We start from the raw sequence: 26,754 nt of genomic DNA on the forward strand, positions 1-26,754 counted from the left end.
CGGCGGCGGTTCGGTCAGAGACGGCCGCGCAACGCGCGGTCGCGGATCATGAGGGCGGCTCGTTTGTCGGGCAGGTCGACCTCCGCGGCGAAACGGAAACCTCCGCTCAGAAATGCTGACACGGACGGGGTGTTCCGCAGGTCGGGTTCGGCAAGTACGCGCGTACACCGGGGCCGATGGTCGAGAATGTGGTCCGAGACTGCCCTCAGGAGGGCCGAGCCCACGCCTCTGCCCCGGTCGCCCGCGCCGCCCACCAGAAGATGGACGCCCGTGTCGTGGGGGCGTGCGGGATAGTGGCGGGCGAGCGGGTCGAGGTCGGCCCGATAGATCTCGAAGTAGCTCATCGGGGTGCCGTCGAGGACGCCCAGAGCGGGCATGCTCCGCCCGTCGCCGCCGAGTTGGTGCTCCAGGTGGGCGGCGGTGAGCGATTCGGGGCCAGCGAGTTCCCAGAAGGCCGCCACTGCCGGATCGTTCATCCACCGGGCGATCAGTGCGAGATCGCGGTCCGGACGTACGGGCACGAGCTGGAAGACGCCGATGGCCGAGGAGACCGGTCCCCAGCCGGCGAGGTCGTCGAGGAGCGCCGCGTCGAAACGGGGGCCGGTGGAGCGGCGGCCGCGGGAGGGGCCGGGCCCGCCGGAGAGGGCCGGCCGGCCGGGGTCGCGCGGGCCCGGCGGTGCGGGGACGGACGGGGCGGCCCGCCCGGCCGCCGGGTCGGCGAGCCGGTCGGAGCCGCACGCGGTGGCCTGGTCGGCGGCCGGCACCGCGGGCTCCTCCCCGCCGATCAGCGCCATGAGTTCGGCGGGCAGTCGCAGGTCGACGGTGTCGGCGGCCGCTCGCGCGTCGGCGGCCCGCGCGTCTACGGCCCGCCGTTCGGCGGCCGTCGCCCCCTCGGCCGTCCCCTCCGCTGTCCGTGACCGGCCGACGCGTGGCCCGTCGGCCGCTTGCACGCCGCCGTCCGCCCGCGTCTCGGCGTCCGCGCTCCCCTCGGGGCTCATGGCAGCGCTCTCCTCTCGACGGGTGCCGGGCGGCCGGATGCCGCCCGACGGTGTGTCGCGGTGCCGCCCGGTCGGGGTCAGCTCCGCAGCGGGTTCGCGATGGTGACGTACACGGACTGCGTGTCGACCGGACCGACGAGTTCGTCCAGCCCGTGCAGCCGGGTGAGCAGGTTGGCCTTGCAGCGCAGGGTCGGGGCCGCCAGCAGCTGCCCGGGCAGTGGTGAGCCGAGGGCGGCCGCCCCCGTGAGGAAACGGCGGAACGCGGCCAGCAGGACGCTCTCGTCCGCCAGCCTTTGGGAGCCGAACGCGCCGATCAGGCCGAGGACGTTGTTGATGCCGAGGTAGTACGCGAACCGCTCGTCGGTGACGTCGTCCGAGACGAAGGTGTCAGACTCCTCGCCGATGCCGGGCAGGCGGCGTTCGAGCGCGTCTCGGTGGGACGCACGGAAGTAGTAGCCCTGGTTGTCGCGGTAGCGCCCGCCGATGGGCCAGCCGTCGGCGTCCAGGTGGACCAGCGTGTTCTGCTGGTGCGCCTCCAGCGCGATGCCGGCCTGCCCGTCGAGCCACAGCACCGGGCGGACCACCTGCTCCAGGTAGCGCAGGAACCACTCGGCGCAGACCGCGAGGCGCGGCCGGCCGGTCCTGGCGACGAGGCGCGCGACGATCTCCGCGAGCCGCGAGGACGTTCCCGCGCGGCCCGGGTAGGGGCGCGGCGCGGTCAGCCCGGCCACACACGCGGCGTCGTCGGCCGGCCCGAACGGGTTGTGCCGCATGATCACGTCCAGGCCGGGCACCGGGTCGCCGTCCTCGGTGTCGACTGCGAGCCAGGCCGGGTCGCGGACGATGTCGAAGCCGGGGTGCGCGGCCCGCCACTGGCGGCCGAGGCCGGTGCGCAGCAGCCGGTGCACCTCGACGCCCCGGCGCAGTTCCTTGCGGAGGTTCTCCCGGCGGGAGTTGGTGATGCGCACGCCGAGCGAGAGCTTCAGCATGGCGGGGGCGCCCGGCCGGTGCACCGTGCGGATGGAGGACGTGGGATGCCAGGGCCCACCATGGGCGCCGAGGTCGTGCACGAGGCCGGCGTCGAGGAGGCGCAGGTAGGCCGGGCGGTGCGTCATGTCCCGTGCCTGCCAGGGGTGCAGTGGCAGCGGAACCGTACCCTCCGGCAGGGGTACGTCACCGAGCAGCCGCGTGGCGAGCTGTTCGGCGGACACCGGACGGCCCTGTTCGGTCCAGGCGGACTCGCCGGCGAGCACGGAACGGTCGACGGCGATCCAGTGCAGCGGAAAGGCTCCGTGCACCTCGGGCGAGTACAGCAGCGCTTCGGCCTCGGAGAGTCCCTGCCTGCTCTTGGGTGTCGGGTGCAGGGGGTGGCCGAGCACCAGGGACTGCTCGGCCACGAGGAACAGGTCCGCGCCCTGCGGCGGCTCGGGGCGCTCTCGCCGGTGGGCGAGGAAGACGGCCGTGTGGTGGGCGGAGTCGGCGACCCGGGCGACGAGGTCGCCGCCCTGGTGGCGGCCGGACTCCCGGCCGAGGAGCGCGGCCATCGTGACGGCGTCGACCGGGGGCGCCTCGTGCGGGGCGCCGTCGAGGAAGGCGGGCCCGAAGCGGTGCCAGCCGGTCGGGGACCAGTACCGGACGGGCACGGAGAGAGCGGCACCGCTCATCGGCAGCCGCAGCCGCAGGACGTCGCCGTCCGGGGCGGCGAGATCGTTCTCCCTGGCCCAGCACCGCAGCAGGTTCTCCACGGTGGCCGCGTCGGCGGCGCGGTGGGGGTCGGGGTGGTCCAGGTGGTCGGGGTGGGCGCCGGGGGCGGTCCTGGCGGGGTGACCGCCGCGGTCCCCGTCCGGCTCCCGGCCGCCGGGGCGGACCGCGTCCCCCGTGCGGCCGGCGGAGTCGGTGGTGTCGGTGGTGTCGGTGGTGTCGGTGGTGTCGGTGGTGTCGGTGGTGTCGGTGCGGGAGGCGTTCCCGTTCCGCACGGTGCGGTCGGCGTGCACCGTGTGGCCGGCGCCCGTGGCGTGACCGCCGGGGTCGGGGATCGTCGCGAGCGAGGGGTGGTCCAGGCGCGGGCCGGGCCCCCCGGGGACGGGGTGGCCGGTGCGGTGCGTGGTCGCGGTGCCCGGCAGGGCGCCCCGCGCGGGCCGCTCGGCACCGGACTGCTGGCGGGGCACCGTGGGGGGCTCGGCGGTGCCGGGTGGGGGGGCCGGCAGGTCGGGTGCGGGAGTGGGGTTCACGGCTCTTCCTTTGCGGATCCGGGGTCCGGGGTCACTGCGACCGTCCTGCGGACGTGCGCGCGAGGGCGGCCCGCTCGGCGGACGCCAAGGCGTCGGCAAACCGGTCGAGTACGGCCTCGGCCTGTTCGTCGGTGAGGGTGAGCGGTGGCAGCAGGCGGACGACCGCGCCGTCGCGGCCACCGAGCTCGACGATGAGCCCGCGGTCGAGGCAGGCCTGCCGCACGGCCCGGGCGAGCTCCGGGTCGGCGAGGGCCGGTCCGCCGCCGGTTTCCGCCTCGGGATCGACGATCTCCAAGCCGATCATCAGACCGCGGCCGCGTACGTCCCCGATGCAGGGATGTTCCGCCGCCAGGCCCTGGAGGCGGCCGATGATCCGCGCGCCGAGGACCGCGGACCGCTCCGCGAGACCGTTCTCCCGGACGTACGCGAGTGTCGCCGCGCCCGCGGCCATCGCGAGCTGATTGCCGCGGAACGTGCCGGCATGGGCGCCCGGGCGCCACAGGTCGAGGTCCTCGTGATACACGATCACGGCGAGCGGGAGCGAGCCTCCGATGGCCTTGGAGAGCACCATCACGTCGGGGACGATGCCACTGTGCTGCACGGCCCAGAACGTACCCGTCCTGCCGACGCCTGTCTGCACCTCGTCGGCGATCAGCGGGATGGAGCGCTCCGCGGTGATCTCCCGCATCCGGCGCAGCCACGTGTCCGGGGCGGGCAGCACACCGCCCTCGCCCTGGACCGGCTCCACGATCATCCCGGCGGGCTGCGGCACCCCGCTCTTGGGGTCGTCCAGCAGACTCTGCGTCAGGCGGGCGGACAGCTCCGCCCCGTGCTCACCGCCGATGCCGAACGGGCAGCGGTAGTCCTGCGGGTAGGGCAGGCGGGTCACCCGGACGTCCCGCGCCCCGCCGGACACGGCAACCGCGCCCTCGGTCATGCCGTGGTAGGCGCCGGTGAAGGCGAGCATGCCCTGCCGTCCCGTCGCCGTCCGTACGAGTTTCAGCGCGGCCTCGACGGCGTCGGTGCCCGCCGGTCCGCAGAACTGGATCCGGGCGTGCTCCGCCAGCCCGGCCGGCAGCGTGGAGAACAGCTCGGTGACGAAGGCGTCCTTGACGGGGGTGGCGATGTCCAGGATGTGCAGCGGGGCCTCCGAGTCGAGGACCTTCCTGATCGCCGCCAGCACGACGGGGTGGTTGTGCCCCAGGGCGAGCGTGCCCGCGCCGGAGAGGCAGTCCAGGTAGCGGCGCCCGTCGGCGCCCTCGATGGTCAGGCCGCGGGCCCGCACGGGCACGATCGGCAGCGACCTGGCGTAGGTACGGGCCGCCGATTCGCGCTGCGACTGACGGCGGAGGATGTCTTCATGGGCAACGGTCTCCGCCACCGGCGGGATGTTGGTCGGCTCGGTCACGGCCATGTCCTTCGGTCCTCCGGCTGTCACAGTTGCGTCGCACGTCCGTACGCGGCTCGACCGCCGGGCCCCCGGCAGTGAACGCTGGCCGTGTCCCCTTCTGGTACCAACGACGCCGGGAGCGGGGGATCACGGGTGCCGCGAAGATCCTTGGCCGCCGTGCCCGGACCGAACCATGGACCTGCCGTGCGCCGTGTGTCATGGCAACGGCATAGTGGGGCCGTTCCGCCGTCATGTTCCGCATGCCGGCGGGCAGTTCCACGTACCCGTGCACGTCACCGCGTGTCCACGCGTACCTCTCGTCCCGCCCGACCGTTCCAGGGGGAACCCACATGCGACCGATCGCTCCGATGTCCGTCCCACGCCCGGCGGGCGTCAGGCGCGGGGTGCGCGTGCTGGCGGCCACGGCCGCCGCCGCGACCCTCGCGCTGACCGCGACGGCCTGCGGGCCGAGCGACGACGGCGCCTCCGCGGCCGCGTCCTCGGCGTCCGCTTCCCCGGCCGCGGCCGACCCGAAGATCACCATCCCGGACGACCTCAAGGACAAGCTCAAGCAGCACGGCATCGACCTGGACAAGTGGAAGCACGGCGAGTGGAAGAACTGGGACCGGGACCAGTGGCTGCGCCAGGCGCAGGACTTCGTCAACCCGATCATCCAGGGGCTGTGGAACCCGGACCGGATGCGCAAGGCCGAGCAGCCCGCGGAAGCACCGGTCCAGGCGCACGACATCTCGGGTGACCAGGGCGTCACCGACCCCGAACCCGCGCCGGTGCAGGCGCGGGAGGCGGCGACCCCGTACGCGAGCAGCGTGCCGGTCGAGGGCAAGTTGTTCTTCGACGGGCCGCAGGGCTCGATGGTCTGCTCGGCCACGGTGGTGACGGACCCGGCGCACCCCGGTAAGTCCGACATGGTCTGGACGGCGGGCCACTGCGTGCACGCGGGCAAGAGCGGCGGCTGGTACCGCAACATCGCCTTCGTCCCGTCGTACAACGACAAGGGCCTGCCGACGGCCCAGTTGAAGGGGGCGGGCGAGAAGGACCTGGCCCCGTACGGCGTCTGGTGGGCCGACTGGGCCGAGACGTCCTCGCAGTGGATCGCCGAGGGCTCGGAGACCGGCGGACACGGCTCGCCCTACGACTTCGCGGTGCTGCACGTGACACCGGAGAAGGGCGGGAGCGGCAAGTCGCTGCAGGAGACGGTGGGTGCGGCCATGCCCGTGGACTTCAACGCGCCCGCCGTCCCGGACATCACGACGATCACGGCCAACGGCTACCCGGCGGCGCCGCCGTACGACGGCCAGAAGCTGTACCAGTGCGCGGGCAGGCCGGGACGGCTCTCGCTGACCGCGTCGGAGCCGACGGAGTACCGCGTCGGCTGCAGCATGACCGGCGGCGCCTCGGGCGGCGGCTGGTTCGCGACGGGTGACGACGGGAAGCCCGCGCTGGTGTCGAACACGTCGATCGGCCCGGTGACGGCGGGCTGGCTGGCGGGGCCGCACCTCGGCAAGGACGCCCAGGGCATCTACGACGGCGTCAGCAAGAAGTTCGCCTCGCAGTAGCACGGCGGTCCGTGGGTGGCGGTCCCGCCGGCGGTCCGCGCGGGCCCCCCGGCCCGCCGCCCAACGGGCCGCGCGGCGATCCGGGCGCGCGGGAAGCGGGCGCCACCACGAGAAGCAGGGCCCGTGCTCCCGGGATTCCGGGGGCACGGGCCCTGCCCGTGTCTCACGCGCCTCGTGTCAGTGCGCCGCTGCCGGCGTGTACGGCGCGAGCGCCGCCGCCAGTTCCTCGTGCACCCGTGCCTTGAGCTGCGTGCCCTCCGGGGTGTGCTCCTCGGACAGCACCTCGCCCTCCGCGTGCACCCGGGAGACCAGCGCGCCCAGCGTGTAGGGGACGAGCACCTCGACCTCGGCCTCGGGCCGCGGCAGCTCGGCGTCGATCAGGGCCAGCAGCTCCGCGATGCCCTCGCCGGTACGCGCCGACACGACGATCGCGTTGCGCTCGGCGCCCAGCAGCCGCTGGAGCACCAACGGGTCCGCCGCGTCGGCCTTGTTGACGACGACGATCTCGCGTACGTCCTTCGCGCCGACGTCGTGCACGACCTCGCGCACGGCGGCGAGCTGCTCCTCGGGCACCGGGTGCGAACCGTCCACCACGTGCAGGATCAGGTCGGCCTCGCCGACCTCCTCCATCGTGGAGCGGAACGCCTCCACCAGGTGGTGCGGCAGGTGCCGGACGAAGCCCACGGTGTCCGCGAGGGTGTACAGGCGCCCGCCGGGCGTCTCGGCCCGCCGCACCGTCGGGTCCAGCGTGGCGAACAGCGCGTTCTCCACCAGGACACCGGCGCCCGTGAGGCGGTTGAGCAGGGACGACTTGCCCGCGTTGGTGTAACCGGCGATGGCGACGGACGGCACCCGGTGGCGCTTGCGCTCCTGGCGCTTGATCTCGCGGCCGGTCTTCATCTCCGCGATCTCCCGGCGCATCTTCGCCATCTTCTCGCGGATCCTGCGCCGGTCCGTCTCGATCTTGGTCTCACCGGGACCGCGGGTGGCCATGCCGCCACTGCCGCCGCCACCCATCTGCCGGGACAGCGACTGGCCCCAGCCGCGCAGCCTCGGCAGCATGTACTGCATCTGCGCGAGTGCGACCTGTGCCTTGCCCTCACGGGACTTGGCGTGCTGGGCGAAGATGTCGAGAATCAGTGCCGTGCGGTCGACGACCTTCACCTTGACGACGTCCTCAAGGTGGATCAGCTGGCCGGGGCTCAGCTCACCGTCGCACACCACCGTGTCGGCGCCGCTGTCGAGGACGATGTCCCGCAGCTCCCTGGCCTTGCCGGAGCCGATGTACGTGGCGGGGTCGGGCTTGTCGCGCCGCTGCACCACGCCGTCCAGGACGAGCGCGCCCGCGGTCTCCGCGAGGGCGGCGAGCTCCGCGAGGGAGTTCTCCGCGTCGGCCAGCGTGCCGGACGTCCAGACGCCGACCAGCACCACACGCTCCAGGCGAAGCTGCCGGTACTCGACCTCGGTGACGTCCTCCAGCTCGGTGGACAGGCCCACCACGCGCCGGAGCGCGGCCCGGTCCGACCGGTCGAACTGGTCGCCGTCGCGGTCCTGGTCGATCTCGCGGCTCCGGGCGACGTCCTCCTCCATCAGGGCATCGGCCCGGAGGCTGTCGGTACGGGGATCCGCCGGACGGCCCGCCGCGGAGTTGTTCGCGTCCCAGGAGGAGGAGGAAGAGGAGGTCATTGGGTCCTTACGTCGTCGGGATGCCGAAAATCACGGCGTCGAACAGGTCAACGCCGGGCCTGAGGGATTGATTCCCCCCCGACCGGCGATGTCGACACGTCGATGGTGACATGGCGCACGTCCGCCGTCACGCGGGTTTCACACACCGCCACCGGCCGTCATCGCGCCGTACCCGTCCGGTGCGGCCGGACCGGCGAACGCGCCCGGCAGCAGCCTCTTCACCCCCTGCTGCCCGGGCCGGGCCGTGTGCGCCTGCGGCGCGGCCCCGTGCTGCTCGGGCTTCGCGCCGGTGTGCGCGGGGGCCGCGGGCCGCCAGTCGGGGTGCCCGGGCATGGGGGGCGTCTTCGCCCCGTACAGCCAGCCCTCGAAGAAGCCGGTCAGGTCGCGGCCGGCGTCGTGCGAGGCCAGCGCGACGAAGTCGGCGGTGGAGGCCGACGCGTCGCGGTGGTCGCTGACCCAGTCGCGTTCGATGCGGGAGAACGTGTCGGCACCCACCTCCTGGCGCAGCGCGTACAGCACCAGCGCGCTCCCGTCGTAGACGACCGGCCGGAAGATGCTGATGGGCTGACCCGCGACGGGCGCCTTGGGCCTGGCGGGCGGGCCGCCGGCGGCGCGCCAGTCGTCCGACTCGGCGTACGCCTCGCGCATGCGGCTCTCGAAGGTGGGCCCGCCGTGCTCCTCCGCGTACGTGCCCTCGTACCAGGTGGCGTGCCCCTCGTTGAGCCAGACGTCGGACCAGCGGTGCGGGGAGACGCTGTCGCCGAACCACTGGTGCGACAGCTCGTGCACGAGCACCGAGTCGACGTACCACTCCGGGTAGCCGCCGCCGATGAACATGTTCCGCTCAAACAGCGACAGTGTCTGCGTCTCCAGTTCGAAGCCGGTGTCGGCGCCCGCGATGAGCACGCCGTAGTCCTCGAAGGGGTAGCGCCCGACGCGCTGCTCCATCCACTGGATCATGCCGGGCGTCTTGGCGAGCCACGGTTCGAGCCGTGCCTTGTCGGCAGCCGGCACGACGTCCCGCACGGGCAGGCCGTGCGGGCCCGTGCGGTGGATGACCGCGGAGGTGCCGATGGAGACCTGCGCGAGTTCGGTGGCCATGGGGTGGCTGGTGCGGTACGTCCAGGTGGTGTCCGCGCCGTCGGCCGTCCTCGCGACCTCGTCACCGTTCGCGACGACCGTGAGCTTCTTGGGCGCCGAGACGTGGAACGTGAAGAACGCCTTGTCGTCGGGGTGATCGTCACAGGGGAAGACGCGGTGCGCGGCGTTGGCCTGATTGGCCATCACCAGGCCGTCCGTGGTCCTGACCCAGCCGCCCGCGCCGGCGGCCCCGCCGGTCTCGCTGGTGTGACGGACGGTGACCCGCAGCGGATCGCCGGGCGCCACGGGCTCGGACGGGGTGACGACGAGGTCCTCACCGGCGGTGGCGAAAGCGGCAGGCCTGCCGTTGACGCGCACCGAGCGGACGGTCCCGTGGGTGAAGTCGAGATTGAAGCGGTCGAGGCGGTCCGTCGCCGTGGCGTCGATGGTGGTGACCGCGTCCAGTGACCTGGCGCTGTCGCCGGTGTAGGTGAGGCCGATGTCGTACGCGCGGACGTCGTACCCCGGGTTGCCGAGGTACGGGAAGAGACGGTCGCCGATGCCGAGCGGCCCGGGCGCGGGCAGCACCGCGGCGACGAGGGAGGCCGACGCGGCGGCGAGCAGCACGGCGCGCAGCCGGCGGGAGGTGAGGAGCATCCCTCACCGCTACCAGGGCGCACGCGGCCCGTGGGGGCGGCGCGCGACCCTCTCAGCCGAAAGGGGTCAGTCGCGGGCCGTACGTGGACGCCAGGCGGCCGGCCGGGCGCCGGGCCTCACGCTTCGGCGGGCTGCGTGGCGCGGCTCACGTCGTAGACACCGGGCACGTCCCGCATGGCGCGCATCAGGCCCGGCAGCAGCGCCGCGTCGGCGAGTTGGACGGTGTACGTGTGCCGGACGCGCTGCCTGCTGGGCGGCTCGACGGTGGCCGAGATGATGGCGGCGCCCGCGGTGGACATCGCGTCGGTCAGATCGGCCATCAGCCGGGGGCGGCCGAACGATTCGGCGCGCAGCGTCACTTGGCACTCGGCGGTGTCACCGGCGGCCCAGCTGACGGCCACCGGTGAGCGGGTGGTCATCCTCGCGACGGCGGGACACCCGGTGCGGTGGACGGTGACGGTACCGCCCCGCACCTGGAAGGCGGTGATCTCGTCGGGCGGTACGGGCGTACAGCAGCCCGCGAGCCGTACGGGCGCGTCCGGCAGTTCGCTGACGACGCCGACGGCGCCGCGCGGGCCCGCGGAGAGGACGGCGGGCGGCCGGGGCGAGGCATCGGGCAGGGCCGCCTCGTCGGGGTGGGCCGCGAGCCAGCCGGTGATCGCGATGCGCGCGGCGGGCGTGCGGGCGTGCTCCAGCCACTCGGGCGACGGGCCCGACGCCGCGTCGTGGGCGAGCAGGATCTGTACGGTGTCGCCGTCCTTGAGGACCGTGCCCAGCGCGACGAGGCGGCCGCCGACGCGGGCGCCGAGACATCGGTGCGCCGCCTCGCCGTACTGCGCGTACGCGGCGTCGACGCAGGTCGCCCCCGCCGGCAGGCCGAGCATGCCGCCCTCGGCGCGGAAGACGGTGATCTCGCGGTCCTGCGCGAGGTCGGCGCGGAGCGTCTTCCAGAACGTGTCGGAGTCCGGCGCGGACTGCTGCCACTCCAGCAGCCGGGAGAGCCAGCCGGGCCGCGTGGGGTCGATACGCTCGCCGTCCGGGCCCTCCGCCGCCGTGTCGCCCGCGGCCGGCCCCGGTGCGTACGGGTTGCCCAGCGCGACGACGCCCGCCTCCGCGACCTTGTGCATCTGGTGCGTACGGATCAGCACCTCGGCGACGGCGCCGTCGGGGCCGACGACGGCGGTGTGCAGTGACTGGTACAGGTTGAACTTGGGCGCGGCGACGAAGTCCTTGAACTCGGAGATCACCGGCGTGAAGCACGTATGGAGCTCGCCGAGGACCGCGTAGCAGTCGGCGTCCTCGGAGACGAGGACGAGCAGCCGGCCGAAGTCCGTACCGCGCAGCTCACCGCGTTTGAGGCGCGATCGGTACACCGAGACCAGGTGGCGCGGCCTGACCAGCACCTCGCCGGAGATGCCGGCCTCGCGCAGCACCCGGCGCATGTCCTGGGCGGTCGCGGCGAGCGCGTCGCCGGCGGAGGCGTTCTCGGAGATCAGGGTGCGGGTGCGGGCCGCGTCCTCCCGGTCGAGGATGGCGAAGACCAGGTCCTCCAGCTCGGACTTGATGGCCTGCACGCCGAGGCGTTCAGCGAGGGGGACGAGGACGTCCCGGGTGACCTTGGCGATCCGCTCCTGCTTCTCGGGGCGCATCACGCCGAGCGTGCGCATGTTGTGGAGCCGGTCGGCGAGTTTGATCGACATGACCCGGACGTCGTTACCGGTGGCGACGAGCATCTTCCGGAACGTCTCGGGCTCGGCTGCGGCGCCGTAGTCGACCTTCTCCAGCTTGGTCACGCCGTCGACGAGATAGCGGACCTCCTCGCCGAACTCGCTGCCGACCTGGTCGAGCGTGACATCCGTGTCCTCGACCGTGTCGTGCAGGACGGCGGCGGTCAGGGTGGTGGTCTCCGCGCCCAGCTCCGCGAGGATCAGCGTGACGGCGAGCGGATGGGTGATGTACGGCTCACCGCTCTTGCGGTACTGGCCGCGGTGCGACGCCTCGGCGAGCACGTACGCGCGGTGCAGGACCGACAGGTCGGCGTCCGGGAAATGCGCCCGGTGCGCCTCCGCGACATGTCCTATGGCATCGGGCAGCCGATCGCGCGACGCGGGGCCGAGCAGAGCGGCCCTGCCCAGCCTGCGGAGGTCGATACGGGGCAGGCCGCGCCTGCGGCCATGGACACCAGGGCTGGTGGCCTCTGCACTCATGGGCACCTCCGGGCAGGATCGACCGGCGGTTCGAGGGACAGGGTCACGCCCTCCGGGCCGGTGCTTGATGCTATCGAGCCCACCACGTGGACCAGACCTGCACTCGTTCAGCGTGAAACGGATCACCCGTTCAAGCGAACGTCTGCATGTCTCAACCGAAGGCCGATTCGAGCCATTCCGGGGCGATGTGCCCTTCGGCGACGATGACGGCGGGGCCCGTCATCTCGATCTCGCCGTCGGGGTGCTCCGTGATCACGAGCCGGCCGCCGGGCAGGTCCACCGTGTACGTGACGGGCCTGCCGGTCACGGCCGGGTCCACGCCGTCCCTGCGCGCCGTCGCGACGGCCACGGCGCACGCGCCGGTACCGCACGACCGGGTCTCGCCCGAACCGCGCTCGTGGACCCGCATCGCGACATGGCCCGGGGCCCTGTCGACGACGAACTCGACGTTGACCCCGTCGGGGTAGACGCCCGCCGGGGTGTACTCGGGTGTGGTGAGCAGGTCTCCCGCGTGCGTCAGCTCCTCGACGAAGGCGATCGCGTGCGGGTTACCCATGTTGACGTTGTACGCGGGCCAGCTGCGGGCGCCCACGGCGACCTCCACGCGGTCGTCCGGGAGGGCGGCGCGCCCCATGCGGACCGTGACGTCTCCGTCCTTGGCGAGGTGGACCTGCTTGACCCCGCCACGGGTGGCGACCGCGAGATCGCCCGCCCCGACGTGCCCGGCGCGCTGGAGGCAGCGGGCGAAGACGCGCACGCCGTTGCCGCACATCTCCGCGACGGAACCGTCGGCGTTGCGGTAGTCCATGAACCATTCGGCCTCGCCGGCCATCGCGCGCGCCTCGGGGTGGGCCGCGGAGCGCACCATGTGCAGCACGCCGTCCGCCCCGACACCCGCCCTGCGGTCGCAGAGCGCGGCCACGAGCCCCGGAGGCAGGTCGAGCGCGTTGTCCGGGTCCGGCAGGATCACGAAGTCGTTCTCCGTGCCGTGTCCCTTGAGGAACGCCAGGGGCGTGGTCGCTGTGGTGGTCACGCGTCCCATCGTAGAAGCCACCGGCGACATGCGGCGACGGCGCCCACGGAGCGGACGCTCCGAGAGGAGCCGTAGCTCAGGGAGGAGCCGTAGCTCAGCGCAACCGCGCCACGCGCCACACGGCGAGTGCCACGACGATCGCGGCGACCGCCACGTAGAGCGCCACGAAGCGCCGGTCGGCGCGTTCGCCGGACGCCTTGGACGGCAGGCCCGGCCAGGTGTAGCCGACCTTGCGGGCGGCCGTCATGCCCCAGCCCGCGGCGCAGCAGCCCAGGAGGAGGCCCAGCATGGCCGTCACGGAACCGCCGTCGCCCGTACCGAAGGCGAGCGGGAACGCGAACATCAGGGACCCGACACCGGCCAGTATCACGATGGGCGCGATCTGCCAGATGCGGAACTTGCCCTGCGGTCTGAGCTCCACCTCGACCTCGGTGACCTGCTCGGCCGCCGGGTCCTGCTCGTCCGGGCCGTCGGAGGTGAGGCCGTCGGAGGTGAGAGCGCCCGGGACCGCCGCGCCGTCCGACGGGCCGGGGCCCGCGAGGCCGCCGGGCACGGGACCGTCCTGGACCAGACCGTCCGCGTCGACCGCGACGTGCGGCGACACGCCGGCCGGCGGCGGTGTGCGCGGCGGAGCCGGGAGGACCGCAGGCGGTGGCCCGTCGTCGTCGGAGACTTCGGGCACGTCCCGCGTCGCCGACTGGGGATCGCGAGGGCCGGCTTCCATCGCCACGCGCCCTCCCAACTCGGACTCCACGGGTGGATCGATGCTCGATGATGGCACGCCGTCAGTCGCCGAAATGACGGCCGGGGCGTCCCGATGCCATCACGTGATCAGGCTGTTATAGCCCCGCTTTAGGGTTATGCAGGTCAGACGCCTGTTGCCGGTCGGCCAGTCAGCGAGAGGTCAGCAATAGCCGCAGGTCAGCGCCGGATTGACCGGCCGCGACCAGCCCGAAGGAGAAGCCCTGTCGAACAAGCTTGCGCGGGGTATGGGGAGCTTCTTCAAGACCTGCGAGTGTCGCCGGCCGTCGAGGTGCCCGCACCTCCATACGATCCGCTTCCGCAACAGCCGGGGGAAGCAGGCCGAGGAGTTCGGCTACTCCAACCAGTACAGTGCGATCGACCGTTTGATCGAGCTATATACGGCTCGCAAGACCACCCCGAAGACCATCGCCGAGCAGCAGGAGACCCTCGGCGAGATGATCTTCGAGGAGTACGCGAAGGCGTGGTTCGCCCGCAAGCGCGGCCTCACCGGCAGCACGAAAGCCGCGACCGAGTCCCGGCTGCGCACCCACTCCTACCCGGAGATCGGGTCGCGGAAGATGCACACCTTCGACAGCTTCGTGGTTGAACGTTTCATCACCGCCAAGCCCGCCCGAGTACCGCCCAGGCCCCACCGTGATCCGCACCAAGGAACAGGTCGGCCTCCTGCGCACGGCCCGCTCGACCTCGCAGGCGCAGTCCTCGACTCCGCCCATGTACGCGGAGGTACGCGCCGACAAGGCTTCCACCAGTAGAAGCCCTGGGACTTTCCTGGGACTTTGCTCCGCATCAGTCAGCGAGACGTTGAAAGACAGGAAAAGGACTTTGCACTGGTCAGCGCCTCACAGGGCTGCAACGACGCAGGTCAGCCGGGCGGGTGGCCACTTCTTCTACTGTGCGAGGTGATCGAAGGATCCGGACTATCCCGCGCCGGCCTACTGTGGGGGAAGTTCGAAGCGCAGCAGGGCCCCGGCCTGGTGCGTGCGAAGTTCTGTCTCCGGCTCGATGTGCCGTACCTCGGCGCCGTCGTCGATGACGGTCTCGGTCAGTTCGTTGATGATGTCGGGGACCTCGCGCAGCGGCTCCCCGCAGAGCGGGCAGGTCTTTCCCGAGCGCGCAAGCAGCCCGTCCCGGTCGCAGACGACGCCTGGGGCAACCGCCTCCTCGTCCACCGCCAGCGTCCGGATCGCGGCCAGCGAGGCCGCCCACAGCGTCTCGTCGAGCGCGACGGCGGAGGGCTGCCGGGCCGCCCTGGCTTCGAGGATCTCGCCGACGAGCTGTCGCTGCTCCTGGTGTGCGTGGTCGGAGACGAGCTCCTGCACCTTCTGCTTGATGTCCGCAGGCGTGGCGGTCTCACGGTCGACGGTGAAGCTGCCGATGAGCCGGTCCCGCAGTTCACGCGGGAGGAATTCGATGAAGACCGGTACCTCATAAGAGTGGCCGCCGACGACGAGCAGGTCGAAGCGCCCGGTCCCGAACAGCTGCTTCAGCTCGCCGATGAGCCGCCGGTAGTGCCGTTTGCTGAGCTCGTCGGCCTTGTTGCGGACCCGGTCCTCGGCGAGCCCCGCGGCGTAGTTGGGCTTGCGCAGCGTACGGTCGCGGATCTTCTCCAGCTCCCGGGCCTCGTCGAGGTAGTGCTCCCAGACCTGACCGGTCCCCTTGTCCACGATGACCGCGCAGGTGCGGTAGTACTCGTCGAGCACGCCCAGCATCGGACGGACGTACGGATCTGCGTCCACCACGATGCGTTCACGGACGCTTCGCGGCAGCCACACCTGCTCGTAGACGCCGTTGCCGCTACAGGAGAAGACGGCGACAGCGCCCGGTCGGTGGGGCTCCTCTTCGAGCGATTTCCCGATCTTCGCGATGTCGTCGCGGAGCGAGAGCCGCGCGGCGTGCTCAAGTGAGCGATCCTCCGCGAGGGGCCGGATGCGGTCCAGCAGGCTCGCCACCCGGGTCAGGAACGCGCGGCGCCCCGTCCTGTCCGGTTCCGCGGGGATGTAGAGCGAGACCAACGGAAGTCCGTTCCCGTCCAGCCGGAGAATTCGATCGACCTGGTCTTGCGTGATCATCACTGCTCCTCGCGCTCCGTGAGCCTCGCTCCGCCCCGTTCCAGGTAACGCGGTGGACGCAGGAGCAGCAACCGCAGCGTGACCCAGTTCAGCCACTCCGGGCTGCCCGCAGGTGGACCCACCGCGTTCCCGTCCGGAACTTGAAGGCGATCGCATCACCTCACGGTGATCCCGCCAGGGCCACCTCTCTTCGGCGTCCGGTCCGGAAGTAACGGCTCGATCCGCGCCCACTGGGCGTCAGTCAGCGACATGCCCAGATCAACGTCCCACTGATCCAAACGAAACCGCCCAGCCAGCCAGGACCTCGATGGTGCGGTCGACCAGTCCACGCCCGGGCGTGGACTGGTCGACGAAGGCGCCCCGCTCTCACCCGAGTTGGGCGGCTTCATCGCGAGCGCCGGCCGGTCCATGTCTCCTGGCCGACCAGGTCGAGGTCCATTGCAGCTTGGTATCGCTGAGAGATGCCGACCGGGCCGCAGCCCCATAGCCCACTCCGGTGACGGGGGCCCGGCATGGCCAAGGCCTACCCGCTTCACGGCATCGCCCAAGAGCTTCCCGTAGCACCAGCAAAACGGCCCGGCAACGTAGCGCGGGGATTGCCGGTTAGCCACACCGGCAATCCCAGGGACCGTTGATAGTCCACCGCCACCATCCACCCGCACGTCGGACGGCCACCATCGACACGACCACTGAACGAGTGCCAGGCACCCGCTGACGGCTGGCTACGGTGCCTCAAACGATCAGGCTGCCACGTAGCTCGCCCGGAAGAGACTCTGCGCACGATCCACGTCTCCCGGCGTGCGGATCTGCACCTCCAAATCACCCGTCCCGCGATGGCCGAGACCGGACACGTCCCGGGTGAACCCAGGAACGAGGTCTACAAGCCGCGGGTCGACCTTCAGGTAGACCAGGAGCTTGGAGCTTGCTCCGCTGGGGCGGACAGACGGCAGGCGAAGTTCCGCAGCCCCCGGTACGCGCGGCACTGCTTACGCTCGACGCGGTTCACGCCGTTCCCGAGCCCCAGCAGTGCCTCGTCGACCGCGCCCGCCAGCAGCGCCATCGACGCACCCTGAACGTCGCTCGCCGCTCGGGCAACCGCCTGGCGCCGCGCCCGGCGGACCACCTGTATGCCGCCGCTCACGGACGCCACGGTCTCGAGCCCGAGCAGGTCGCGGCCGAAGAGTCGGTGGCGGACAAGGTCGATCGACCGCCGGTGCTCGCGCACGGCATGCACGTCGTAGCGCGTGAAGCCGCCGGCGATACAGATCACGCGCGGGCTGCTCCACAGCACCTGGGACGCCGCCGTCGCGTCACGTGATCAGGCTGTGACCGCCCGTTCGATCAATGCCAGGGCGTGGTCCCGGAGCTTGCCTGTCGACCCCTCGGTCCCATCGAGCCAGTGCACGCGCGAATCCCTGCGGAACCAGGAGTCCTGGCGGCGCGCGAAACGCTTCGTGGCCCGTACGGTCTCCCCGCGCGCATCGTCCTCGGTGCACGCGCCGGCGAGTGCGGACAGCACCTGCTGGTAGCCCAGGGCACGGGAGGCCGTACGGCCGTCCCGCAGACCGCGCTCCTCAAGTGCCCGCACCTCGTCAACGAGCCCCGCTTCCCACATCCGGTCGACGCGGAGCGCGATGCGCGCGTCGAGTTCGGGACGGGGCACGTCGACCCCGATCTGCACGGTGTCGTACACGGCGTCGTGGCCCGGGAGGTTCGCGGTGAAGGGCTGCCCGGTGATCTTGATCACCTCCAGCGCCCGCACGATGCGGCGGCCGTTGCTCGGCAGGATCGCCTCGGCGGCGCGGGGGTCGGCGGCGGCGAGACGAGCGTGCAGCACGCCGGAGCCGCGCAGCGTCAGTTCGGCCTCCAGTCGCGCGCGGACCTCCGGGTCCGTGCCCGGGAAGTCGAGGGCGTCGATCACGCCGCGTACGTACAGGCCTGAGCCGCCCACCAGGACGGGGACGCGGCCCGCGGCCAGCAGGCGGTCGATCTCGGCGCGTGCGAGCCGCTGGTACTCGGCGACGCTCGCGGCCTCGGTGATGTCCCAGATGTCCAGGAGGTGGTGGGGGACGCCCGCGCGCTCCTCCTCGGCCAGTTTGGCGGTACCGATGTCCATGCCCCGATAGAGCTGCATGGAGTCGGCGTTCACGACCTCACCGCCGAGCTGGCGGGCGAGATGAACGCCGAGATCCGACTTGCCCGCCGCGGTGGGACCGACGACGGCGATGACCCGGGGGGCGGGAGCTGCGCTTGTCACGGCTCCAGTCTCCCAAACGCGCCGGGCGGGTCCCGACCGGATGGGCCTTGTGCGCGACGCACGCCCGCGCCGTACCCTTTGCTCAGGTATGGATCGATTCTTCGATTCTTCGATTCCTCGGGACGGAAGGTGCCGTATGGGCTTCAAGGATTCGCTGAAGGCCAGGCTGTCGCCGGCGCGGGACAAGGTGTCCGATCTGGCGGCGCAGCACGGCGACCGGATCGGTCAGGGCCTGGACAAGGCCGCGCGCACCGTCGACCAGCGGACCGGCGGCAAGTACAGCGATCGCATCGACGCGGGCACGGACAAGGCGAAGGGCGCCATCGACCGCATGTCCCAGCGGGGCGACAGCGACGGCGACGGGCCGGACGGCGTGCCGCACCCGGACGAGACGCGCTAGATCCGCGCTTCACGCACCCGCTTCACGCACCCGCTCCGTCGGCTTCGGGCACCGGCGCGGGACGCGCCCAGAGAGGCGCTCTACGACCAGGCCGCCACGAAGTAGCCGACGCCGTAGGGCGCCTCTTCGTACAGCAGCCGTCCCGTGAGTGAGGCGCCCCCGGCGGCGCCCGCGAGGACCTGCCAGGGCGCGCGTCCGGCGACGAGCAACTCGCGGGCGAGAGCGGCGTCGAGGGCGGCCAGCGCGGCGGTGTCGGCCGCGCCGAGCGCCGTCGCGACGGACGCGTCGAAGCCCTCCGCCCGCTCGTCCAGGTAGCCGGGCGCCTTGAGCGTGCGGCAGGAGCTGCCGTCCCCCATCACCAGGAGCGCCACGCGCGGTGCGGCGGCCGCGATCTCGTGCCCGGCGGCGAGGCAGGCGTCCGGGTCCTCGCCGTCGGCGACGGCGAGCGCCGTGGGGGCGGACTGCGCCCAGCCGACCCGATCCAGCAGCCAGGCCGCGACGGCCAGGGATTCCGGCAGCGCGCCGCGGGACGCCCCACGCGGGTCGTCCGCGCGGTCCGTGCCACGGCCCGGCGTGGGCAGCGCCACGTCGAGGGGCACACCGAAACCACGGAAACCGCCCCTGGCGCCCGCGGGGTAGCCGCCCGCCTGGACGGTACCCGCGGGGCCGACCACGACGAGCCGGTCCGCCCGCGCCGCGGCCAGCACGGCGAGCGCGTCCCAGGCGGCCGTGCGGGCGGCGTCCAGCTCGGGGGCGGCCCCCGCGGCGACCTCGGGCACGAGCAGCGGCGGGCAGGGGCATACGGCAGCGGCGACCAGCATGCTGCGACCCTAACCCCCGGCGATCACGCCGGGGGTGAGACCGCCACCGGCCGCCCCGTCGCGGGCGGCACGCCGCGGCCGTACGCGGCGCACGTGCACCGGGCCGGCGTCCGGTCCCGGGATCGCGGTGGTCCCGGGAGCAGGGCGACCCCGGGATCGCGGTGGTCCCGGGGGCCGGAGCGGTTCTGAGGTCAGACCGCGGCGCAGCCGTCCGCCACCGGGAGCGGAGCCGGGACCCCGATGGTCGGCAGCCCGAGCATGACGCCCGTGGGCTCCGTCTCCCGCGTCGTGCGGCGCTGCCAGGCGTCCCCTGACGCCGTCCGCCGTACCGCGCTCGTCGGCCCCTCGGCGAGCAGGTGGTGCGGGGCCGCGTAGGTGATGTCCACGGTGACCATGTCACCCGGACGCACGTCCTGACCGGGCTTGGTGAAGTGGACGAGGCGGTTGTCGGCGGCGCGGCCGGAGAGCCGGTGGGTGGCGTCGTCCTTGCGGCCCTCGCCCTCGGCGACCATGACCTCAAGGGTGCGGCCGACCTGCTTCTTGTTCTCCTGCCAGGAGATCTCCTCCTGGAGAGCGACAAGACGCTCGTAGCGCTCCTGGACGGTCCGCTTGGGGATCTGCCCGTCCATGTCCGCCGCAGGGGTGCCAGGGCGCTTGGAGTACTGGAAGGTGAACGCCTGCGCGAACCGGGCCTCGCGCACCACGTGCATCGTCTGCTCGAAGTCCTCCTCGGTCTCGCCGGGGAAACCCACGATGATGTCGGTGGAGATGGCGGCGTGCGGGATGGCTGCCCGCACCTTCTCGATGATGCCGAGGTAGCGGTCCTGCCGGTACGAGCGGCGCATCGCGCGCAGGACGGTGTCCGAACCCGACTGCAGCGGCATGTGCAGCTGCGGCATCACGTTCGGCGTCTCGGCCATCGCGGCGATCACGTCGTCGGTGAAGTCCCGCGGGTGGGGCGAGGTGAACCGGACGCGCTCCAGGCCCTCGATCGTGCCGCAGGCGCGCAGCAGCTTGGAGAAGGCCTGCCGGTCGCCGATGTCGGAACCGTACGCGTTGACGTTCTGCCCGAGCAGGGTGATCTCCGAGACGCCCTCGCCGACCAGCGCCTCGATCTCCGCGAGGATGTCACCGGGCCTGCGGTCCTTCTCCTTGCCGCGCAGCGCGGGCACGATGCAGAAGGTGCAGGTGTTGTTGCAGCCGACCGAGATCGACACCCACGCGGCATACGCCGACTCGCGGCGGGTGGGCAGCGTGGAGGGAAAGGCCTCCAGCGACTCGGCGATCTCGATCTGCGCCTCCTCCTGGACGCGGGCGCGTTCCAGCAGGACCGGCAGTTTGCCGATGTTGTGCGTGCCGAAGACGACGTCCACCCAGGGCGCCCGCTTCACGATGGTGTCGCGGTCCTTCTGCGCGAGACACCCGCCCACCGCGATCTGCATGCCGGGCCGCCGGGTCTTGGCGGGGGCGAGACGACCGAGGTTGCCGTACAGCTTGTTGTCGGCGTTCTCCCGTACGGCGCAGGTGTTGAAGACGACGACGTCCGCCTCCTCCTCGCCCTCGGGAGCGCGGACATAGCCGGCGTCCTCCAGCAGTCCCGAGAGCCGTTCCGAGTCGTGGACGTTCATCTGGCACCCGTAGGTGCGGATCGCATAGCTTCGGTTGGCGCCCACGGTCTGGACCGGCTCACTGCTGCTCATGCGAACAAGGGTAGGCCGTGCGGGTGGCTGCCCAAGCCGGGGCAGCCACCGGCGGCCGGCGAGGCCCGGCCGCGAAGCCGGCTGCCGACCGCGGGCGGCGGGGCCGTCACGGCGGGGCTGGGGGGACGCAGACCGGTCGGGCGATGAGCCACAGGCGGCCGATCCGGCCTAGCATGACCGATATGCGGGTTATGTTCAGCGGGGTCTCCCTGTACGGCCACACGCTGCCACTCCTTCCGCTGGCGCGCGCCTTCCACCGCCGAGGGGACGACGTCGTACTGGCGCTTCCTGCTTCGTTCATGCCGGTCTTCTCGGCGGAGCCGTTCCGGATGTTCGCGGCGGGCGCGGACACGGCCACGGTGGTCGCGGAGGTGCATCGCCTCTGCGGTGTCGACCTGCTCACCGCGCCGACGCCCGAGGCCGAGATCGAGGCGCTGGCCGGCACCAGGGTCGACATGTCGGTGACCGACCTGCTGGCCGCGGCCACGCAGTGGTGGCCCGAGCTGATCGTGCACGACCCGTACGACTACGCGGCGCCGCTGATCGCCGCCGAACTCGGCGTACCCACCGTGGTCGTCACCCTCGGTCCCGGCGTCTCCCCCACCTTCGAGCGGGCAGCCGCCCGGAAGGTGGCCCCCCGCTACCGTGCGCGCGGGCTGACGCCCGGGCCGCCGGCCCACGTGCTCGACGTGTGCCCCCCCGGCCTGTCCGGCGGCGAGGGCGCCGCACCGTCCGCCGGGCGCCTGCCGATGCGGCCCGAGCCGCATCACGCGCCCGACGGCGCCGCGACCCGGGCCCTGAGCTGGCCGTCGGGCTCCCCCCGGGTGCTGGTGACCTTCGGCACGGCCTACTCCGGCGTCCCCGTGGTCGGTCCCGTGGTCCGTGCGCTCGCCGGTACGGGCGCGGCCGTGCGCGTCACGGTCGGCCAGGACGGTCCCAGCGACGGCTTCGCGACCGCCCCTGGTCCCGTGGCGTACGAGCCGTTCGCGCCGCTCGTGGACCTGCTGGACGGCGCCGACCTGGTCGTGGCGCACGGCGGGGCGGGCACCGTGCTGGGCACCCTGTCCGAGGCGCTCCCGATGGTGCTCCTGCCGCAGGGCGCCGACCAGTTCACGCACACGGAACGCGCGGCCGGTGCGGGTGCCGCGATCGGACTCACAGGCGGGGCCGCCACGGCCGAGGCCACGGTGGCTGCCGTGGCGGAACTCGTGGCGGAGCCCTCCTACCGCCGTGCGGCGCGGACGGTCGCCGCCGAGATCGCCGCGATGCCGTCACCGGACGAGGTGGCCGCGACGCTGGCCGGCCCGTCCTGACGGCGAACCACCAGGCTGCCGCACCCATGCGAGGACGGCCCCGGTGCACGGCCGGGCCCGGGGCGGCCCGACCGCGTGAACCGCAGGGCTCTTCCCGGACACGACGGCCCCAGCGACGACGGCGTGCAACGGCCCGTTCGCGCCCTGGTCCGAGGTGGGCCGCTGCTGGAAGGATCAGCGCATGCCCTGCGCCGAATCCCGCCGAAGCCGACGCCGCGCCGCGTCAGCAGTGGCCGTGTTCACCGTGGTGGCGGCGCTGCTGGTGTGCCGGGTGGCACCGCGGAGCGACCCGTCGCCGCACGGCTCCGCCGTCTTCAGTACCGGCGTCCCCTCGGGCGTTTACCACAAGTACGGCGACCTGCTGGAGGAGTACCTGCGCCGGGACCTGCCGGACGTGCGGGTGGAACTGGTCCCTAGCGAGGGTTCGGGGCAGAACCTGGAGCGGGTGGCGTCCGGCACGGCGCAGTTCACCTTCGCGACGGCGGACGTGGTCGCCGCGTACCAGCGTGAGCACCCCGCCGGCCGGCAGCGGCTGCGGGCCTGCGCCCGGCTCTACGACGACTACGTGCAACTGGTCGTCCCCCGCGGCTCACCGGTGCGCTCCGCGGCCGGACTGCGAGGGCTGCGGGTGGGCGTCGGGCAGCGGGGTTCCGGCGTACGGCTCGTCGCCGACCGGCTGCTGCGCGCGGCGGGGCTCGACCCGGCAGGGGACCTCACCGAAGTCCTCCACGGCATCGACCGGATGCCGGGCGAGCTGGAGTCGGGCCGCCTCGACGCGTTCTTCTGGACGGGCGGCCTGCCCACCGCGGCCGTGCGGGCGCTCGCGGAGCGCTTCCCGGTACGCCTGGTGCCGCTGCAGCCGGAACTCGTCGGACGGCTGCACGCGGCGACGGGTACCGACGGGAGCCACTACCGCTCGGCGGGCATACCCGCCGACGCGTACGGGAGCCCCGGGGGCCCGGATGTGGTGCCGACCGTGGCGGTGGCGAACCTGCTGGTCACGACGGACCGTGTCGACGCGGCCCTGACGAAGGGGTTCACCAGGGCCGTGATCGACAGCAGGGACAGGATCGGCCGCGAGGTCCACCCGGCGCAGCTGGTCGACCTGCGGACCGCGATCTACACCGACCCGCTGCCGCTGCACGAGGGGGCACTCCGCTACTACCGCTCCGCGAAGCCATGACGCGGCGAGGCGGTGACGCCGTGACGCCGTGAGGCCAGAGATCCGGAATGGCTCGTGCGCTCGCGCCGGGCGGAACCGGGAGGCGGCGCCGGGCGGAAAGCCCCCGACCGTTCGGCCCGGTCCTGGCGGGCTCAGCGGGGCGGTGCGGACCGGGGCAGGGTGAGGGTGGCCCGCAGCCCCCTGCGTTCCCCGCGCGCATGGGTGAGGGTGCCGCCCCATCCGGCGACCAGGGCGCGCGCGATCGACAGGCCGAGACCGGAGCCCGCGACGTTCTGGTGGTGGCCGCTGCGCCAGAACCGGTCCCCGATCCTGGTCAGCTCCTCGTCGGTGAGCCCGGGGCCGCCGTCCTCCACCACGATGGTCGACGTGTCGCCCGACGACCCGGCGCTGACCACCACCGATTCCCCCGACGGAGTGAACTTCAGCGCATTGTCGATGACGGCGTCCAGGGCGCTGGACAGTGCGACCGGATCCACCCACGCGGTGACCGCCGCGCCCCGCCAGTCCAGCCGTACCCCCCGCTCGGCGGCGAGCGCCGTCCACGCGCCGACGCGCTCCCCGGCGAGGGCGCCGACATCGGTCAGGATCGCCTCGGCCCGCGCGTGTTCGGCGAGCGCCAGGTCGAGCAGGCCGTCCAGTACGGTGCCGAGCCGCATGCCCTCGGTCCGTACGGACGCGATCTCCTCGTTCTCGCGCGGGAGTTCCAGCGCGAGGAGTTCGATCCGCAGCAGCAGCGCGGACAGCGGGTTGCGCAACTGGTGCGAGGCATCGGCGACGAAGGCCCGCTGCTGCTCCAGCACCTGCTCGACGTTGTCGGCCATCTCGTTGAACGAGCGGGCCAGGCGGCGCAGTTCGGGCGGCCCGCCGGCCGCGGCCACCCGTGCCTTCATCCGCCCGGTGGCAATGGCGTGCGTGGCCGCGTCCAGGACCCGTACGGGCAGCAGTACCCAGCCGGCGAGACGGGCCGCGGCACCTATCGCGACCAGCATCGCCACGGACTCGCCCGCCGCGATCAGCAGCCAGCCGCGCAGCACTCGGGAACGCAGCCGGCCGGTGGGCGAGTCGGTGACGACGACGGCGACGACGTCACCGTCCCGGACGACCGGCGAGGCGACGAAGAGCCTGCGGTCCTGCCAGGGCCAGACCTGCTCGGGGTCCTCGCTGCGACGGCCGAGCAGCGCCTCGCGGAAAGCGGCGCGCCCTTCCCCCGCCGCGGGCAGCCCCCATGCGGCCGGTGCCTTCGCCACGGCGGCGCCGTCGCGCAGGAAGACGCCGGCCCTGATCTCGTAGACCTCGTAGGAGCGGGCGAGTTCGGCGGCCAGGGTGGCGCGGCGCTCCCCGCGGCCGGTGGCGGAGCCCGTGTCGTCCGTGACGAACTGGGCCAGCGCCGCCATCCGTGCGGTGTCGTCGATGCGGTCGACGACCAGGCGCTGTTGCTGGGCGGCGGCCCGGCTCAGGGCCAGCGGGAAACCCAGAGCGAGCAGCACGGCCGCCATCAGGACCATCAGCAGCGGCAGCAACCGGGAGCGCACGCGAGGTCCCGTACCCGAGGTCTCAGGCGGTCTGCGGGGCGGCGGGCACGGCGAGCCGGTAGCCCACCCCGCGTACGGTCTCGATCAGCTCCGGCATGCCGAGTTTCTGCCGCAGCGACGCGACATGCACTTCGAGCGTGCGGCCCGTGCCCTCCCAACTGGTCCGCCACACCTCGCTGATGATCTGCTCGCGACGGAAGACGACACCCGGCCGCCGGCCGAGCAGCGCCAGCAGGTCGAACTCCTTGCGGGTGAGCGGGACCGGGGTGCCGTCGACGGTGACGCGGCGGGCCGGCGGTTCCAGGGTGACGCGGCCGAGCGTCTGGGTCCGGGCGGTGGCGGGAGCGTCCGCCGCGGGCGTCTCTCCCGCGCGCCGGAGCGGTACGCGACGGCTGACGGCGTGGATGCGGGCCAGCAGTTCACCGATGTCGTAGGGCTTGACGACGTAGTCGTCGGCACCCAGGTTCAGGCCGTGGATGCGCGAGCGCACGTCGGCCCGCGCGGTCACGATGATCACCGGGGTGGTGGTGACCTTCCTGATCCGGTCGCAGACCCGGAAGCCGTCCTGGTCGGGCAGGCCCAGATCGAGCAGCACCACCCCGAACGCGGCCCGGCCGCCGCCGGGAGCGGGCAGCAGGGCCCGCAGCGCCTCTTCGCCCGAGCGCGCGTGCACGCTCTCGAAGCCGTGCCTGGCGAGCACCGCGCGCAGTGCCGCGGCCACGTGGTCGTCGTCCTCCACGAGCAGCAGTTTCACCGGCCCCCCTCTCCCCGTCGGGCCCCTGGCATCGAGTCGATGATGTCCCCGCCGTCACCCAGGATGCCGGTCCCGTGCCTTTCCGTTACCCACCCGGTACGCCGTCCACCGCTGTCACCGGAAGTGGTGAGCGGCATCGGTTCGGTGCCGCCGGACCGTGATGCTCAAGCTTCGCTCAGATGTACTGACGCCGGTGGGAGCGGCTGCCTATGTTCCCTGACAAGCCCACGAGGACGGAGCGCCATCGATGGACGACATGTCCGTGACCGAAGGGCCGGGGGACGCGGTGCGTGGCGGCGACGACCTGGTCGTACTGAGCCGTGTCGACAAGCACTTCGGCGCGCTGCACGTGCTCCGCGACATCGACCTGACCGTCGCGCGCGGCGAGGTCGTCGTCGTGATCGGACCCTCGGGTTCGGGGAAGTCCACACTGTGCCGGACGATCAACCGGCTGGAGACGGTCGACTCGGGCACCATCACCGTCGACGGCCGCCCCCTCCCCCAGGAGGGCAGGGAACTGGCGCGGCTCCGCGCCGACGTGGGCATGGTGTTCCAGTCGTTCAACCTCTTCTCGCACAGGACCGTGCTGGAGAACGTGACCCTGGGGCTGACGAAGGTCCGCAAGCTCGCCAGGTCCACCGCCGAGGAGAAGGCGCGCGTCCTGCTCGACCGGGTCGGCGTCGGCTCGCAGGCCGGCAAGTACCCGGCACAGCTCTCCGGCGGCCAGCAGCAGCGCGTCGCGATCGCCCGCGCCCTCGCGATGGACCCGAAAGTCATGCTCTTCGACGAGCCGACCTCGGCACTCGACCCCGAGATGATCAACGAAGTACTCGAAGTCATGCGGCAGTTGGCGAGGGACGGCATGACCATGATCGTCGTCACCCACGAGATGGGCTTCGCCCGCTCCGCGGCGAACAGGGTCGTCTTCATGGCGGACGGCCGGATCGTCGAAGAGGCCTCCCCCGAGGCGTTCTTCAGCGCTCCGCGCAGCGACCGGGCCAAGGACTTCCTGTCGAAGATCCTGCACCACTGACCGACCCCCGCCCCGCCGGCCCCGGCGTCCGACCGGCCCCGACGCCGGGCGGCGCGCGAAGCCCGAGG

General features: G+C 72.7%; 21 protein-coding genes and 1 pseudogene. 6 read left to right on the forward strand and 16 right to left on the reverse strand.

Annotated features, from left to right (window positions below; translation table 11 throughout):
* Positions 1-14: 14 nt before the first annotated feature.
* From OG310_RS08460 to OG310_RS08470, 3 genes are all read right to left on the reverse strand, one after another.
* Positions 15-998, reverse strand: a complete 984-nt coding sequence (locus OG310_RS08460; RefSeq protein WP_443078582.1) for a GNAT family N-acetyltransferase — start codon at positions 996-998, stop codon at positions 15-17.
* A 77-nt stretch (positions 999-1,075) separates the two neighbouring features.
* Positions 1,076-3,229: an IucA/IucC family protein gene (locus OG310_RS08465; protein WP_329455266.1), complete on the reverse strand. Its 2,154-nt coding sequence runs from the start codon at positions 3,227-3,229 to the stop codon at positions 1,076-1,078.
* Between the two features lie 31 nt (positions 3,230-3,260).
* Positions 3,261-4,643, reverse strand: coding sequence for a diaminobutyrate--2-oxoglutarate transaminase family protein (locus OG310_RS08470; protein ID WP_329455267.1), 1,383 nt, complete (start codon positions 4,641-4,643; stop codon positions 3,261-3,263).
* 326 nt (positions 4,644-4,969) lie between these two features.
* On the opposite strand from OG310_RS08470, the gene OG310_RS08475 reads away from it, so the two are divergent.
* The gene (locus OG310_RS08475) at positions 4,970-6,196 is read left to right on the forward strand and encodes a trypsin-like serine peptidase (RefSeq protein WP_443078583.1); all 1,227 of its coding nucleotides are present in this window, start codon (positions 4,970-4,972) and stop codon (positions 6,194-6,196) included.
* A 177-nt stretch (positions 6,197-6,373) separates the two neighbouring features.
* Here the strand turns inward: OG310_RS08475 and hflX are convergent, their stop codons facing one another.
* The 5 genes from hflX to OG310_RS08500 all read right to left on the reverse strand — a co-directional run bounded on the left by hflX (position 6,374) and on the right by OG310_RS08500 (position 13,583).
* On the reverse strand, positions 6,374-7,882 hold the full coding sequence (gene hflX / locus OG310_RS08480) for a GTPase HflX (RefSeq protein ID WP_329455269.1): 1,509 nt from the start codon (positions 7,880-7,882) through the stop codon (positions 6,374-6,376).
* Positions 7,883-8,020: 138 nt separating this feature from the next.
* Positions 8,021-9,619, reverse strand: a complete 1,599-nt coding sequence (locus tag OG310_RS08485; RefSeq protein ID WP_329455270.1) for a M1 family metallopeptidase — start codon at positions 9,617-9,619, stop codon at positions 8,021-8,023.
* Positions 9,620-9,735: 116 nt separating this feature from the next.
* Complete coding sequence (locus OG310_RS08490) at positions 9,736-11,826, reverse strand: RelA/SpoT family protein (RefSeq protein ID WP_329455271.1); 2,091 nt, start codon at positions 11,824-11,826, stop codon at positions 9,736-9,738.
* A 151-nt stretch (positions 11,827-11,977) separates the two neighbouring features.
* Entirely contained in the window at positions 11,978-12,859 is an 882-nt protein-coding gene (dapF, locus tag OG310_RS08495; protein ID WP_329455272.1) for a diaminopimelate epimerase, read from the reverse strand.
* Between the two features lie 94 nt (positions 12,860-12,953).
* Complete coding sequence (locus OG310_RS08500; protein ID WP_443078833.1) at positions 12,954-13,583, reverse strand: hypothetical protein; 630 nt, start codon at positions 13,581-13,583, stop codon at positions 12,954-12,956.
* Between the two features lie 265 nt (positions 13,584-13,848).
* On the opposite strand from OG310_RS08500, the gene OG310_RS08505 reads away from it, so the two are divergent.
* Positions 13,849-14,376: a hypothetical protein gene (locus OG310_RS08505; RefSeq protein ID WP_329455273.1), complete on the forward strand. Its 528-nt coding sequence runs from the start codon at positions 13,849-13,851 to the stop codon at positions 14,374-14,376.
* Between the two features lie 180 nt (positions 14,377-14,556).
* On the opposite strand, the gene OG310_RS08510 is transcribed toward OG310_RS08505, so the two are convergent.
* The 4 genes and pseudogenes from OG310_RS08510 to miaA all read right to left on the reverse strand — a co-directional run bounded on the left by OG310_RS08510 (position 14,557) and on the right by miaA (position 17,950).
* A complete protein-coding gene (locus tag OG310_RS08510) occupies positions 14,557-15,693 on the reverse strand; it encodes a baeRF10 domain-containing protein (protein WP_329455274.1) in 1,137 nt (378 codons plus the stop codon).
* Entirely contained in the window at positions 15,693-15,815 is a 123-nt protein-coding gene (locus OG310_RS08515) for a hypothetical protein (protein ID WP_329455275.1), read from the reverse strand. The genes OG310_RS08510 and OG310_RS08515 overlap by 1 nt, the downstream gene beginning before the upstream one ends.
* Before the next feature lie 618 nt (positions 15,816-16,433).
* Positions 16,434-16,999: pseudogene (locus OG310_RS08520) on the reverse strand (DUF5655 domain-containing protein); the annotation flags it as partial.
* A gap of 12 nt (positions 17,000-17,011) precedes the next feature.
* Complete coding sequence (gene miaA, locus OG310_RS08525; protein WP_329455276.1) at positions 17,012-17,950, reverse strand: tRNA (adenosine(37)-N6)-dimethylallyltransferase MiaA; 939 nt, start codon at positions 17,948-17,950, stop codon at positions 17,012-17,014.
* 136 nt (positions 17,951-18,086) lie between these two features.
* Between miaA and OG310_RS08530 the strand changes: the two genes are divergently transcribed.
* Entirely contained in the window at positions 18,087-18,350 is a 264-nt protein-coding gene (locus tag OG310_RS08530) for an antitoxin (protein ID WP_329455277.1), read from the forward strand.
* An 80-nt stretch (positions 18,351-18,430) separates the two neighbouring features.
* Here the strand turns inward: OG310_RS08530 and OG310_RS08535 are convergent, their stop codons facing one another.
* Positions 18,431-19,171 carry a hypothetical protein gene (locus OG310_RS08535; RefSeq protein WP_329455278.1) on the reverse strand — a complete coding sequence of 247 codons (741 nt, stop codon included), beginning with the start codon at positions 19,169-19,171 and terminating at the stop codon, positions 18,431-18,433.
* Between the two features lie 191 nt (positions 19,172-19,362).
* Positions 19,363-20,871: a tRNA (N6-isopentenyl adenosine(37)-C2)-methylthiotransferase MiaB gene (gene miaB, locus OG310_RS08540; protein ID WP_329455279.1), complete on the reverse strand. Its 1,509-nt coding sequence runs from the start codon at positions 20,869-20,871 to the stop codon at positions 19,363-19,365.
* A gap of 182 nt (positions 20,872-21,053) precedes the next feature.
* Between miaB and OG310_RS08545 the strand changes: the two genes are divergently transcribed.
* Both OG310_RS08545 and OG310_RS08550 read left to right on the forward strand, forming a co-directional pair.
* Positions 21,054-22,184 (forward strand): glycosyltransferase, encoded by a 1,131-nt coding sequence (locus OG310_RS08545; protein WP_329455280.1) that lies wholly within the window; start codon positions 21,054-21,056, stop codon positions 22,182-22,184.
* A gap of 181 nt (positions 22,185-22,365) precedes the next feature.
* Complete coding sequence (locus OG310_RS08550; RefSeq protein WP_329455281.1) at positions 22,366-23,367, forward strand: TAXI family TRAP transporter solute-binding subunit; 1,002 nt, start codon at positions 22,366-22,368, stop codon at positions 23,365-23,367.
* Between the two features lie 131 nt (positions 23,368-23,498).
* Here the strand turns inward: OG310_RS08550 and OG310_RS08555 are convergent, their stop codons facing one another.
* Positions 23,499-24,899, reverse strand: coding sequence for a sensor histidine kinase (locus OG310_RS08555; RefSeq protein ID WP_329455282.1), 1,401 nt, complete (start codon positions 24,897-24,899; stop codon positions 23,499-23,501).
* A gap of 22 nt (positions 24,900-24,921) precedes the next feature.
* Positions 24,922-25,653, reverse strand: a complete 732-nt coding sequence (locus tag OG310_RS08560) for a response regulator transcription factor (RefSeq protein ID WP_329455283.1) — start codon at positions 25,651-25,653, stop codon at positions 24,922-24,924.
* A 247-nt stretch (positions 25,654-25,900) separates the two neighbouring features.
* Here OG310_RS08560 and OG310_RS08565 point away from each other — a divergent pair, with 247 nt between their 5' ends.
* Positions 25,901-26,686: an amino acid ABC transporter ATP-binding protein gene (locus OG310_RS08565; protein WP_329455284.1), complete on the forward strand. Its 786-nt coding sequence runs from the start codon at positions 25,901-25,903 to the stop codon at positions 26,684-26,686.
* Positions 26,687-26,754 lie beyond the last annotated feature (68 nt).

Source organism: Streptomyces sp. NBC_01497, from assembly GCF_036250695.1.
Classification (GTDB): Bacteria; Actinomycetota; Actinomycetes; order Streptomycetales; family Streptomycetaceae; genus Streptomyces.